The organism is Streptomyces pactum, assembly GCF_002005225.1.
Classification (GTDB): Bacteria; Actinomycetota; Actinomycetes; order Streptomycetales; family Streptomycetaceae; genus Streptomyces; species Streptomyces pactum_A.
This window is the reverse complement of record NZ_CP019724.1, coordinates 1,174,580-1,187,450: the sequence shown is the minus strand read 5'-3', so window position 1 is coordinate 1,187,450 and position 12,871 is coordinate 1,174,580. Positions and strand designations below refer to the sequence as shown.

General features: G+C 72.9%; 9 protein-coding genes. 3 read left to right on the top strand and 6 right to left on the bottom strand.

The window, feature by feature from the left end:
* Positions 1-193 precede the first annotated feature (193 nt).
* Together B1H29_RS05015 and B1H29_RS05010 are read left to right on the top strand one after the other, a co-directional pair.
* A complete protein-coding gene (locus B1H29_RS05015) occupies positions 194-1,615 on the top strand; it encodes an FAD-dependent oxidoreductase (RefSeq protein WP_055419055.1) in 1,422 nt (473 codons plus the stop codon).
* Positions 1,612-2,826 carry an NAD(P)/FAD-dependent oxidoreductase gene (locus tag B1H29_RS05010; protein WP_055419054.1) on the top strand — a complete coding sequence of 405 codons (1,215 nt, stop codon included), beginning with the start codon at positions 1,612-1,614 and terminating at the stop codon, positions 2,824-2,826. The genes B1H29_RS05015 and B1H29_RS05010 overlap by 4 nt, the downstream gene beginning before the upstream one ends.
* A gap of 15 nt (positions 2,827-2,841) precedes the next feature.
* On the opposite strand, the gene B1H29_RS05005 is transcribed toward B1H29_RS05010, so the two are convergent.
* Positions 2,842-3,741 carry a lysylphosphatidylglycerol synthase transmembrane domain-containing protein gene (locus B1H29_RS05005; protein WP_055419918.1) on the bottom strand — a complete coding sequence of 300 codons (900 nt, stop codon included), beginning with the start codon at positions 3,739-3,741 and terminating at the stop codon, positions 2,842-2,844.
* A 219-nt stretch (positions 3,742-3,960) separates the two neighbouring features.
* Here B1H29_RS05005 and B1H29_RS05000 point away from each other — a divergent pair, with 219 nt between their 5' ends.
* On the top strand, positions 3,961-5,844 hold the full coding sequence (locus B1H29_RS05000; protein ID WP_079160035.1) for an ABC transporter ATP-binding protein: 1,884 nt from the start codon (positions 3,961-3,963) through the stop codon (positions 5,842-5,844).
* 34 nt (positions 5,845-5,878) lie between these two features.
* On the opposite strand, the gene B1H29_RS04995 is transcribed toward B1H29_RS05000, so the two are convergent.
* The 5 genes from B1H29_RS04995 to B1H29_RS04975 form a co-directional block, all read right to left on the bottom strand.
* Positions 5,879-7,663, bottom strand: coding sequence for an ATP-binding SpoIIE family protein phosphatase (locus B1H29_RS04995; protein ID WP_055419052.1), 1,785 nt, complete (start codon positions 7,661-7,663; stop codon positions 5,879-5,881).
* A gap of 116 nt (positions 7,664-7,779) precedes the next feature.
* On the bottom strand, positions 7,780-9,384 hold the full coding sequence (locus B1H29_RS04990) for a glycoside hydrolase family 13 protein (RefSeq protein ID WP_055419051.1): 1,605 nt from the start codon (positions 9,382-9,384) through the stop codon (positions 7,780-7,782).
* Positions 9,385-9,488: 104 nt separating this feature from the next.
* Positions 9,489-10,364 (bottom strand): carbohydrate ABC transporter permease, encoded by an 876-nt coding sequence (locus B1H29_RS04985; RefSeq protein WP_055419050.1) that lies wholly within the window; start codon positions 10,362-10,364, stop codon positions 9,489-9,491.
* Between the two features lie 17 nt (positions 10,365-10,381).
* Positions 10,382-11,341, bottom strand: coding sequence for a carbohydrate ABC transporter permease (locus B1H29_RS04980; protein WP_055419049.1), 960 nt, complete (start codon positions 11,339-11,341; stop codon positions 10,382-10,384).
* 67 nt (positions 11,342-11,408) lie between these two features.
* The gene (locus B1H29_RS04975; RefSeq protein ID WP_055419048.1) at positions 11,409-12,824 is read right to left on the bottom strand and encodes an ABC transporter substrate-binding protein; all 1,416 of its coding nucleotides are present in this window, start codon (positions 12,822-12,824) and stop codon (positions 11,409-11,411) included.
* Between the last annotated feature and the right edge of the window lie 47 nt (positions 12,825-12,871).

The window sequence follows — 12,871 nt, the reverse complement described above, 5'->3', positions numbered from 1 at the left end:
AGGTCGGCCGGCGCCGTGCCGCCGGACGCCGCCCGGCCGGTGCGGAACGCGGTGTGCCGCGGACCGTGGCACGGTCGCCGCGCTCCGCGCCGATCGGCGCGGGCCCGCGGCCGACGCCCGCGCCGAGCCGGACCGTCACAGGTGACGTCCCGCCCCGCCGCGCCGCCCCCACGCCGCTCGAACGGACTCCCGTATGACGGTCACCGCGTCCGGACCCCTGCCCGCCGCCCCGTACGACGTGGCGATCGTCGGCGCCGGGGTGGTCGGCTGCGCGATCGCCCGGCGGCTCGCGCACCATCCGAGTCTGCGTGTCGCCCTCGTCGAGGCGCAGGACGACGTCGGGCAGGGCACCTCCAAGGCCAACACCGCCATCCTGCACACCGGTTTCGACGCCGTGCCCGGCTCCCTTGAGGCCCGGCTGGTCCGGGAGGGCGCCCGCGAACTCGCCGCCTACGCGGCCGAGTCGGGCATCCCCGTGGAACGCGTCGGCGCACTGCTCGTAGCCTGGGACGAGGAACAGCTCGCGGCCCTGCCCCGCCTCGCCGAGAAGGCCGGGCGCAACGAGTACCACGACACCCGCCTCCTGGGCCCCGACGACCTCTACGCCCGCGAACCCCACCTCGGCCCCGGCGCGCTCGGCGCCCTGCACGTACCCGGCGAGAGCATCATCTGCCCGTGGACGACGACCCTGGCGTACGCCACCCAGGCGGTCCGTGGCGGAGTCGACCTGCACCTCGACTCGCCGGTCACCCAGGCCTGCCACCGGGACGGCGTGTACCGCCTGACGACCCCGCGCGGCCCCCTGCGCGCCCGCCGGCTCGTCAACGCGGCCGGACTGCACGCCGACACCCTCGACCGGCAACTCGGCCACGACGACTTCACCGTCACCCCGCGCCGGGGCCAGCTCATCGTCCACGACAAGTTCGCCCGCGACCTCGTCCGCCACATCCTGCTGCCCGTTCCCACCGCCCTCGGCAAGGGCGTCCTGGTCACCCCCACCGTCCACGGCAACGTCCTGCTCGGCCCCACCGCCGAGGACCTCGACGACAAGCGCGCCACCCACTCCACCGCCGAAGGTCTCGCACGGCTGCGCGAACAGGGCCGCCGCATCCTCCCCGCCCTGCTGGAGGAGGAGGTCACCGCCGTGTACGCCGGCCTGCGCGCCGCCACCGAGCACGAGGACTACCGGATCACCGCCCACCCCGGCCAGGGCCGCGTCACCGTCGGCGGCATCCGCTCCACCGGCCTCACCGCCTCCCTCGCCATCGCCGCGCACGTCACCGGCCTGCTCGCCGGCACCGGCCTCGACCTCGGCCCGCGACGCCCGCCGGAGCCGGTCCGGATGCCCAACCTCGGCGAGGCCTTCCCGCGCCCGCACCAGCGGCCCGATCTCGTGGCCGCCGACCCGGAGTACGGCACCCTCGTCTGCCACTGCGAACGCGTCTCCCGCGGCGAGATCCGCGACGCCCTCGCCAGTACGATCCCGCCCCGTTCCCTCGACGGACTGCGCCGCCGCACCCGCGCCCGGTCGGGGCGCTGCCAGGGCTTCTACTGCGGGGCCGCGGTGCGGGCGCTGTTCGAGGAGGCCCAGGGGCGAGCGGAGGCTCAGGGATGACCCGTCAGGTCGACGTCCTGGTGGTGGGGGGCGGCCCCGCCGGACTCGTGGCCGCGTCCCTGCTCGCGGTGACCGGCGTCCGCGTCGAGGTCCTGGAGCGGGAGCGGCGGGCCGGGGGAGTGCCGAGGCACTGCGCGCACCGGGGCTTCGGCAACTGGCCGCGCGCGCTGACCGGCCCGGCCTACGCCCGTCTCCTCGCCGACGCGGCGGTCCGCGCCGGGGCGGACGTACGGACCGGCGTCACCGCCCTCGACTGGGCGGGCCCGCGCACACTGACGACCGTGGGGCCCCGGGGCGCCCAGACCCTCGCCGCCCGGGCCGTCGTCCTCGCCACCGGCGCCCGCGAACGCCCCCGCGCCGCCCGCCTGGTGCCCGGCACCCGCCCCGCCGGCGTGTACACCACCGGCGAACTCCAGCAGGCCGTCCACCTGTACGGACAGCACATCGGCACCCGCGTGGTGATCGTCGGAGCGGAGGACGTCTCCTACGCCGCCGCCGACACCGCGCGCACCGCGGGCGCCGACGTCGTCGCCCTGGTCACCGACCGGCCCCGGGCGCACACCGCGCCCGCGCGGGCCCTGGACGCCCGCCTGCGCCGCCGCATCCCCCTCCTGACCGGTGCCACGGTCACCGGACTCCTCGGGCACGGACGTCTGTCGGGCGTGCGCGTCCGCCACCGCGACGGCCGTACCGCGACGCTGCCCTGCGACACCGTCGTGTTCACCGGCGACTTCGTCCCCGACCACGAACTCGCCCGGCGCGGCGCGCTGACCCTGGACGCCGGCACCCGCGGTCCCGGCGTGGACGGCGCCCTGCGAACCTCGCGGCCGGGCGTCTTCGCGGTCGGCAGCCTGCTGCACGCAGTGGAGAGCGCGGGGACGGCGGCCCGTGAGGGCGCCTACGCCGCGACCGCCGTACGGGACTGGCTCACGGACGCCGAGTGGCCCGCGAGCGTCCCCCTGACCGCTCACGCACCCCTGCGCCGGATCGTCCCGAACCGCGTCACCCCGGCCGACGGCCTCCCGTACCTCCTGCGCACGGCGGCCCCCCTGACCCGGCCGGTCCTCCAGGTCACCCAGAACGGCCGCCGACTGCACCGGGAGCAGCCGGGCCCGCGTACCGTCCCGCCCGACCGGCCCCTGACGCTGCCGGCGTGCTGGACCCACCGGGTCGACCCGCGGGGCGGCCCGGTGCGCGTCACCGTCGTCTGAGCGTGCCGCCCGCCCTCAGATCACCCGCGTCCGTACGAGCGCCGCCAGTGTCAGCGCCCCCGGCAGCAGCGGCAGCCAGACGGTCATGAGCCGGAACGCGAGCACCACCGCCGTGGCCACGGCCGCCGGGCCGCCCACCGCCACCAGCGCCACGACCAGCGCCGCCTCGACCGAACCGATGCCGCCCGGCGTGGGCACCAGCGCGACCGCGATCGTCGCCGCCAGATACGCCACCGCCATGTGCCCGGCCGGCACCGGCAACCCCAGCGCCCGCCCCACCAGGACCAGCACCGCCGCCTGCAGCGCGGGGAAGGCGAACGCGCCGCCCCACAGCGCCAGCGCCCGCGCCGGGAGGGCGTGCACCGCGCGGGCCTCGCCGAGCGCCGTCCGCAGGAAGGCGACCAGCGCCCCACGCAGCCGTGGCGCCAGCACGAGCACGCCCGCCGCCACGACCGGCACCGCGCCCGCCACGACCAGCAACGGCCCCACGGCCCCCTCGGGCAGCAGCGTGCCGAGCCGCAGGGCGTCGGGAAACGCGATCAGCAGGACGCCCAGCAGGGCGACGCGGCCGACGCTCTCCGCCAGCAGGTACAGGGCGAGAGCCGCCGAGGAACGGGCGAGCGGCAGCCCGCACACCGTCATGAACCGCAGGTTGACCGCGCTCGCGCCCAGCCCCGTCGGCAGCAGGTGGTTGGCCGCGCCCGCCGCGAACTGCGTGGCGAGCAACCGCCGCCGCGGCAGCCGCTCCACCACGGCGCCCTGCCGGGTACAGGCCGCCGCGACCCAGGTCAGACAGGTCGCGCAGGCCGCGGCCAGCAACCAGGGCCACCGAGCGGTGGCGAGGTGACCGAAACCCTCGGCGAGCACGGACCGGTGCCGCACCGCGACCACGGTGACCAGCAGCAGCGGAAGCACGCACAAGACCCGCCGGACCAGGTGGGCACGGCCGTCGCGGCGGACGGGGACGCGGCCGGCGACGGGCCGCTCGGGGAGTCGTACCTCTGTCACATCGCAAGAGATTCCCCCTCCCGCGCCAACTACGGATGTCCGACGCGCGGACGGGGGCTTACGGACGGCAGGCGGCCGCCCCTTGACCTCAAGGATGATTGAGGTTCTACCGTCACTCGCATGAGCATGGAGACCACGGCCTGGACCCAACTGCACAGCGTCATGAACGCCGAACAGGAGCGCAGGCCCCTCGCCCGCGCGACGCTGCGCCGCATCGGCGCGTTCGCCCGCCCGCACCGCCGCCGCCTCACCCGGTTCGTCCTGCTCGGGGTGGTGACGGCGCTGCTCGCCGTCGCCACGCCCGTCCTGGCCGGCAACGTCGTGAACGCGATCGTGTCGGGCGACGACGAGGCGACTGTCGTACGCCTCGCCCTGCTGATCGCGCTCATCGCGGTCACCGAGGCGGTGCTCGGCATCCTCTCCCGCAGGCTCTCGGCGACGCTCGGGGAGGGACTCATCCTGGATCTGCGCACGGCTGTGTTCGATCATGTGCAGCGCATGCCGGTCGCGTTCTTCACACGTACCCGTACGGGAGCGCTGGTCTCCCGACTCAACAACGACGTCATCGGCGCCCAACGGGCCTTCAGCAACACCCTGTCGGGTGTGGTCAGCAACCTGGTCACGCTGCTGCTCACCCTCGCCGTCATGCTCACCCTGTCCTGGCAGATCACCCTGCTCGCGCTGGTGCTCCTCCCGGTGTTCGTGCTCCCGGCCCGGCACATGGGCCGCCGCATGGCCCGCATGCAGCGCGAGGCCGCCACCCTGAACGCCGCCATGGGCACCCGCATGACCGAACGGTTCTCGGCCCCCGGCGCCACACTGATCAAGCTGTTCGGCCGCCCGGAGGACGAGTCGGCCGAGTTCGCCGACCGCGCCCGTCGCGTCGCCGACATCGGCGTGCGCACCGCCACCGCCCAGGCGGCCTTCATCACCGCGCTCACCCTCGTCTCCGCCCTCGCCCTGGCCCTCGTCTACGGCCTCGGCGGCTGGTTCGCCTTGCGCGGCACCCTGGACCCGGGCGCCGTCGTGGCGCTCGCGCTGCTCCTGACCCGGCTGTACGCGCCGCTCACCGCGCTCGCCGGGGCCCGCGTGGAGGTCATGAGCGCCCTGGTCAGCTTCGAGCGGGTCTTCGAGGTGCTGGACCTGGCCCCGCTCATCGACGAGAAGCCCGACGCCCGCCCGGTCCCCGACGGTCCCGTCGCCGTGGAGTTCGACGACGTCCGCTTCGGCTACCCCTCCGCCGACAAGGTCTCCCTGGCCTCCCTCGAAGAGGTCGCCACCCTGGACACCCGGGGCGGCGAGGAAGTCCTGCACGGCCTCTCCTTCCGCGCCGAACCCGGCCAGACGATCGCGCTCGTCGGGTCCTCCGGCGCCGGCAAGTCGACCATCGCCGGGCTGCTGCCACGCCTGTACGACGCCGACGGCGGCACCGTCCGCGTCGGCGGCGTCGACGTCCGCGACCTGGACGCCCGGTCACTGCGCGACACCGTCGGCATGGTCACCCAGGACGGCCACCTCTTCCACGACACGGTCCGCGCCAACCTGCTGCTGGCGCGGCCCGGTGCCACCGACACCGAACTGTGGGACGCGCTGCGCCGGGCCCGCCTGACCGACCTCGTACGGTCCCTGCCCGACGGCCTCGACACCGTGGTCGGCGAACGCGGCTACCGGCTCTCGGGCGGTGAACGCCAGCGCATGACCATCGCCCGGCTGCTGCTGGCCCGCCAGCGCGTCGTCATCCTCGACGAGGCCACCGCCCACCTCGACAACACCTCCGAGGCGGCCGTCCAGGAGGCCCTCACGGAGGCACTGGAAGGCAGGACCGCCCTGGTGATCGCGCACCGGCTGTCCACGGTCCGGGCGGCCGACCAGATCCTGGTGGTGGAGGCCGGCCGCATCGTGGAACGCGGCACCCACGACGAACTCCTCGCCGCCGACGGCCGCTACGCCCAGCTCCACCGCACCCGCTTCGGACGGCGGACCCCGGCGAAGGCCGAACGGGCGGCGTAGGGGGGCCGGTGCGAGCGGGCCGGACCGGCGCGGGCTACGGGGAACCCGCCGGACCGGCCCGCACGGGCAGGTCCTGCTCGGCCCAGACGACCTTCCCCCGCGGGGTGCGGCACGAGCCCCAGCGCCGGCACAGCATGTTGATGAGCTGGAGCCCGCGCCCGCTCTCGTCGCTCACGTCCGCGTGCTGGATCTGCGGCAGGTCCGGGCCGGAGTCCGAGACCTCCACCGAAAGCCGCTCGTGCCGCAGCAGCCGCAGCTCACCGGGGGCGTTCCCGTACCGCAGGGCATTGCCGACCAGCTCGCTGACCACCAGCTCCGTCGAGTCGACCAGGTCGTCCAGGCCCCACTTCACCAACTGCTCGCGCACCGCGGTCCGCGCCTGCCCCGCGGCCTTGCCGTCCGGCGGCAGCGTCCGTACGTACACCTCACCCTCCGGACCGAGCGGCCGGGCGCCCGCGATCAGGACGATCGCGTCGTCGGACCGGTCACCGCCGACCCGCTCGGTGACCGACCGGCACACCGTGCCGTCCCCGGGCACACCGTCACCGACCGCCTCGCGCAGCCGCTCCATCTGGGTGGCGAGGTCGCCGGTGCGCGACCGGATCAGACCGTCCGTGTACAGCGTCAGCCGGCCCCGCTCGGGCACCGGGCAGTCGACCGGGTCGTACGGGATCACCCCGGCCCCCAGCGGAGCCCCGGCGGGCACGTCCAGGAACGAGGCGGTGCCGTCGGGACCGGTCAGCAGCGGCGGCGGGTGACCGGCGCTGGCGATGCGGAAGGTGCTGCCGTACGGGTCGTAGACCGCGCACAGACAGGTGGCGACCTGGTCCTCCTCCAGGTCGCGGGCGGCCAGGTCCAGCCGGGCCAGCAGCCGCTCGGGCGCGATGTCGAGCGCCATCAGGGTCCGGGCCACCGTCCGCAGCCGGCCCATGGTCGCGGCGGCGGCCAGGCCGCGCCCCATCACGTCGCCCACCATCAGCGCGGTACGGCCGCTGGGCAGCGCGACGACGTCGAACCAGTCGCCGCCCACGGCCGCCGGATCGACGGCCGGGTCGTAGCACGAGGACACGTCGAGGCCTGGGGTACTCGGGCTGGACCGGGGGAGCAGGGCCCGCTGCAGTGTGACCACGTGCTCGCGCTCGCGCCCGTAGAGCCGGGCGTTGTCGATGGACACGGCCGCCCTGGACGCCAGCTCCATGGCCAGTGCCACGTCGGCCCGGGTGAACGGGGTCCGGCTGCCGGCCCGGACGAAGTCGGCCAGGCCCAGCAGCACTCCCCGGGCGATCAGCGGCACCGCGAGGTACGAGTGCACGCCCGCGCGCCGCATCAGACGGGCCGCCTCGGGGGTGGGCGCGACGGCGTGGAAGTCGGACGGCTCCATCCGGGCGATCAGAACCGGCTTCCGGGTGGTCAGGCACGTGCGTACCAGCCGGTCAGCGGTGTAGAGCGACACCTCGCCCACCGGGTCCGGAGCGAGGTCCAGCCCGGGGATCTCGCAGACCGCCATCGCCCTCAGCTCGGGGGTCCCCGTCTCCCCCTCGAAGTGGTCGCCCTCCTGGAACCGCAGTACCGACTCCAGCAGGTCCACCGCGCATCCGTCGGTGAGTTCGGGCACGGTGAAGCCGGCCAGTTCCTCGGCGGTGCGCCGCAGATCCAGCGTCGTCCCGATGCGCACCCCGGCCTCGTTCAGCCACGCCAGCCGGCGCCGGGCGCGCACCGCCTCGGTCACCGGGCGCAGGGCGGCCTTGAGCGTACGGCGGCCGCCGACGAGGGGGTCGGGAATCAGGCGCACCCCGCGCAGCCACGGTCGTTCCCGCACGCGTCGCCTCCTCCCACGGCCTCCTGCCCCCGATTCTGCCCTGCCTCGGGGCGAGCGGCGACGGCGGTGCCCCGGTCGGTGGCTCCACCGGCCGGGGCACCGCCGCCCAGATCGCCTCAGGCGCCCAGCCACACCGCCGTGTCCCGCGGCAGCCGGCCGTCCGCGTCGAGCGGCCCGCTGCGCAGCAGGAGCGTGCCGTGTGCCGGCAGATCGACCGGTCCGGCGGACAGGTTGACGACACAGACCGGACCGCCCGCGCGCTGGAACGCGAGGACGCCCCGCGGCGCGGGCAGCCAGCGCATGGGGCCGTCACCGAAACCGTCGGTGGAGCGCCGCAGGGACAGTGCCTCGCGGTACAGCGTGAGCATCGACTCCGGGTCGGCGCTCTGGCGGTCCGCGGCGTACGCCGACCAGTGAGCCGGCTGTGGCAGCCAGGGCTCCGTCTCGGAGCCGAAACCGCAGTACGGGGCGTCGGCCGACCACGGCAGCGGCACCCGGCAGCCGTCCCGGCCGGGATCGGTGCCCCCGGAGCGGAAGTGCATCGGGTCCTGGATCCGGTCCAGCGGGACGTCCGCCTCGGGCAGCCCGAGTTCCTCCCCCTGGTACAGGTAGACCGATCCGGGCAGGGCCAGCGTCAGCAGCGCGGCGGCCCGGGCGCGCCTGGTCCCGAGGGCCAGGTCGGTCGGGGTGGCGAAGGCCTTCTTGGCGAAGTCGAAGCCGGTGTCCTCGCGGCCGTACCGGGTGACGGTGCGGGTCACGTCGTGGTTGCAGAGCACCCAGGTGGCGGGGGCGCCGACGGGGGCGTGCTCGGCCAGCGTGTCGTCGATGGTGCGGCGCAACCGGTCCGCGTCCCAGGGGCAGGACAGGAGGTTGAAGTTGAAGGCGGTGTGCAGTTCGTCGGGCCGCAGGTAACGGGCGAAGCGTTCCGCGTCGGGCAGCCACACCTCGCCCACGAACACGGCCCCGTACTCGTCGGCGACGGCCCGCCAGGAGCGGTAGATGTCGTGCAGCTCGTCCTGGTCGATGTACGGGTGCGGGTCGACGCCCTCCTCGAAGTCCGCGAGCGCCGGGTCCTTGGCGAGCAGGGCGGCGGAGTCGATGCGCACGCCCGCGACACCGCGGTCGAACCAGAAGCGCAGCACGTCCTCGTGCTCCCGGCGCACCTCGCGGTGGGCCCAGTTGAGGTCGGGCTGCTCGGGGGTGAAGAGGTGGAGGTACCACTCGCCGTCCGGGACCCGGGTCCAGGTACGGCCGGAGAACTGGGAGGGCCAGTTGTTGGGCGGGAGTTCGCCGTTCGCCCCGCGCCCGGGGCGGAAGTGGAAGCGCTCCCGCTCCGCGCTGCCCGGACCGGCGGCCAGCGCCGCCCGGAACCAGGCGTGCCGGTCCGAGACGTGGTTGGGGACGATGTCGACGAGGGTGCGGATGCCCAGCTCCCGTGCCTCGGCGATCAGCTTCTCGGCCTCGCCGAGGGTGCCGAAGGCCGGGTCGATCGTGCGGTAGTCGGCGACGTCGTAGCCGCCGTCGACGAGCGGCGAGAGGTACCAGGGGGTGAACCAGACGGCGTCGACCCCGAGTTCGGCGAGGTACGGCAGTCTCGCCCGGACGCCCGCGAGGTCACCGGTTCCGTCGCCGTCGCCGTCGGCGAAACTGCGGGGGTACACCTGGTAGATGACGGCGTCGCGCCACCAGTCGTCGGTGCGGTGCGAGTTGGGGGCTGCCACGTGAGGGTCCTTTCGGGCAGGGAGGATCTTCGCCGCCGGCCCGGACAGGGCGGGGCGTCGGACGGGCCGGCGGCGAAGGTTGACGGGGACGAGCCGGTCGGGCCTCAGCCCTTGAGGCCGCCGGCGGTGAGTCCGCTCATGATGTGGCGCTGGAAGATCAGGAAGATGATCAGGGTCGGCAGCGAGGCCATGGTGAGCGCGGCGATCAGCACGTTGACGGGCACGCCGTTGGACAGGGAGTAGATGCCGACGTTCAGCGTCTGCTTGGCGGGGTCGGGCAGCGTCAGCATGGGCCAGAGGAAGTCCTTCCAGACGCCCACGATCGCGAAGATGGACACCACGCCGAGGATCGGCCGCGAGATGGGCAGGACGATCGACCAGAGGGTGCGCACCGCAGAGGCGCCGTCCATGGACGCCGCGTCGAGCAGCTCCCTCGGGATCGAGTCGAAGAACCGCTTGAGCAGGAAGATGTTGAAGGCGTTGGTCACCGAGGGCAGCCAGATCGCCCACGGCGTGTTGAGCAGGTTGCGTTCGAAGACCGGCACGTCGAGCACCGTCAGGTACTGCGGCACGACCAGCACCGTCGCCGGGATCATCAGCGTCGCCAGCATCATGCCCAGGACGGCCTTGCCGAAGACCGGGCGGAGCTTGGACAGCGAGTACGCCGCCGCCACGTCGAGGACCAGTTGGAAGGCCAGTGCGCCGAACGCGTAGTACAGCGTGTTCCCCAGCAGGCCGGCCAGGTCCATGACGTTCCAGGCCTGCGAGTAGTTGTCGGGTTCGAACGACTCGGGAACCAGCGTCGGAGGTGTCCGGACGACTTCCTGGGTGTCCTTGAACCCGCTGGAGACCATCCAGTACATCGGGCCGAGGAAGACCACGGTGAACAGCGTGACGACGCCGCCGAACGTCACCCAGTACAGGGCCTTGCCGCGGGGCCTGGCGAGCTGCGCCGGCGAGATGAGCGTGCGTGTGGACATCTGTGGTTTCCCCCGGCCTATTCGTCCTCGGCGCGGCTGAGCTTCACGTACGCCGCCGAGAATCCGGCGAGGAGCACGAGGAGCAGCAGGCCGAGGGCCGCCGCGGCACCGTAGTCGTTGAAGTTGAAGGCGTACTGGTAGATCAGGTAGACGACGGTGGTGGTCGAGCCCTCGGGGCCGGCACCGCCGGTGAGCAGGAAGGGCTCCACGAAGACCTGCATGGTGGCGATGATCTGCATGAGCAGCATCAGCGAGAGGATGAGCCGCGTCTGCGGGATCGTCACGTGCCAGATCTTGCGCAGCAGTCCGGCGCCGTCGAGTTCCGCCGCCTCGTACAGCTCACCGGGTATGCCCTGGAGCGCCGCGAGGTAGATCAGGGCCGCGCCGCCCATGTTCATCCAGGTCGAGGCGATGACCACGGAGAGCATGGAGAGGTCGGGATCCTGCAGCCACTGCTGCTCGGGCAGCCCGACCGAGCCGAACAACTCGTTGAGCAGACCGTAGCCGGGGTCGTACAGGTACTTGAAGAGCAGCACGGCGGCGACCGGGGGCAGCATCACCGGCAGATACACCAGCAGTCGCAGATATCCCTTGCCGTGCCTCAGTTCGTTGATGACGAGGGCGACCACGAACGGCACGGCGAAGCCGAAGACGAGGGCCAGCACGGTGAACAGCAGCGTGTTGCGCCAGGCCTGCCAGAAGGCCGGGTCGTTGAAGACCGTGCGCAGGTTGTCCAGGCCGACCCAGGAGACCTCGCCCTGATCCGTCTTCTGGAAGGCGAGGAAGAACTCCCGGACCATGGGGTACCAGGAGAAGAACGCGAAACAGAGAACCGCTCCGATCAGGAAGCCGTGCGCGGTGAGATTGCGCTTCAGGCTCCTGCCGAAGGACCCGCCGGGCGAGGGCGGGCCGGCCGGCGGCGGCTGGGAGTGGCGGGGTCTCCCCGCTTTGCTCGGGGTCAGGCTGGGGGCCGACATCGTCGCTCCTCGGGACTGATCTCATGGGCCCCGGGGGGCGGTGCGGCCCGCCCCCCGGGGGAGCCGGTCACTGCGTGGCCAGAACCTGGTCGACCTGCTGCTCGGCGGTGGAGAGCAGTTGGCCGACGTCGGCGTCCTCGTTGGTGAGGATGCCGGACATCACGTTGTCCAGGACCTTGTAGACCTCCTGGGCCTTCGGCGGCTCGGCCTTGCCCGGGACCGGGTTGTCCATGAACGTCTTGAAGTTCTCGACCGGCATGGTGGCGTGCTCGATCCGGGCCGCGTCGTCCCTCCGCTTCGACTCGTTGAGCCAGAAGTTCGGCTGCGGGAGGCCGACCGGCAGGTCGTCCTTCTTCTTGCGGGCCCAGTCGAACTGTCCCCGGCCGACGGTGAGGTTCTTGAAGTTCAGCCAGGCGACGGCCGCCTTGATCTTGTCGGGGGAGATCCCTTCCTTGATCATGTAGCCGTTGCCGCCGGCGAGGGTGTTCTTCTCGCCCGGGATCGGGCCCATGCCGAAGTTCTCGTAGTCGGCGCCGAGTTGCTGCACCATGTACGTGATGTCGTCGGGCGCGGCGAGGAACATGCCGAGCTTGTCGGTGGCGATCTGCTTCTGCAGGTCGCCCCACTTGAGGAGCTGGGTCTTGCCCATGCTCTCGTCCTCCCAGCGCATGGCGTGGAGGTTCTCGGCGACCTGCTTGCCCAGCTCGTCGTCGAACGCCGCCTTCTTGCCGCTCGCGTCCACGACCTCGCCGCCGAGGCTGTACATCTGTGCGGTGAAGTGCCAGCCGCCGGTGTTGCCCGCGCTGTACTCGCCGAAGCCGGCGATCCCTTCGCCGAGGCCGGAGATCTTCCTGGCGGCGGTGCGGACCTCGTCCCAGGTGCGCGGCGGGGAGTCCGGGTCGAGGCCGGCCTGCTCGAAGAGCTTGCGGTTGATCAACAGGCCCATCGTGTAGTTGCTCTCGGGCAGGCCGTAGAGCTTGTTCTCGTGTTCGAGCGAGCCGAGGACGCTCGGATCGATGTCCTTCAGGGCCGGCACGGTCTTCTCGTTGACGTACGCGGTGATGTCCTCGGCGCCGTCGTTGTCCAGCACCTGGGGCAGGTCGGTGAAGTACGTGTAGAAGACGTCGGGCTGGGACTTGGCCTTGAGCATCGCCGTGAAGCGCGGCGGTTCCAGGCACTGGCCCGGGGTGGAGCGGCCGTCGATGGTGACGTTCGGGTACCTCTCGTTGAACGCCTTGACGTCCTCCTTCCACTCCTTCAGCTCGGCCGCCTTCGCCGCCGGGGGCATGCAGTCGATGGTGATCGTCACCTTGGTCTTCGGGTCCAGCGGAGCAGCCGGGTCGGAGGACCCGCTGCCGCCTTCGGAACCGCCGCCGTCGTCACTGCTGCTCGTGCCGCAGGCGGCCAGAGCGGTCAGGGTGAGAGCGGAGACGAGCGTGATGGCGCCGGCACGGCGAGTACGGCGGAACCGAGCACTTCTCATGGGTGGTCCCCTTCGGGCATGAACGTGGAAGGCGCCCCACCGCCGAT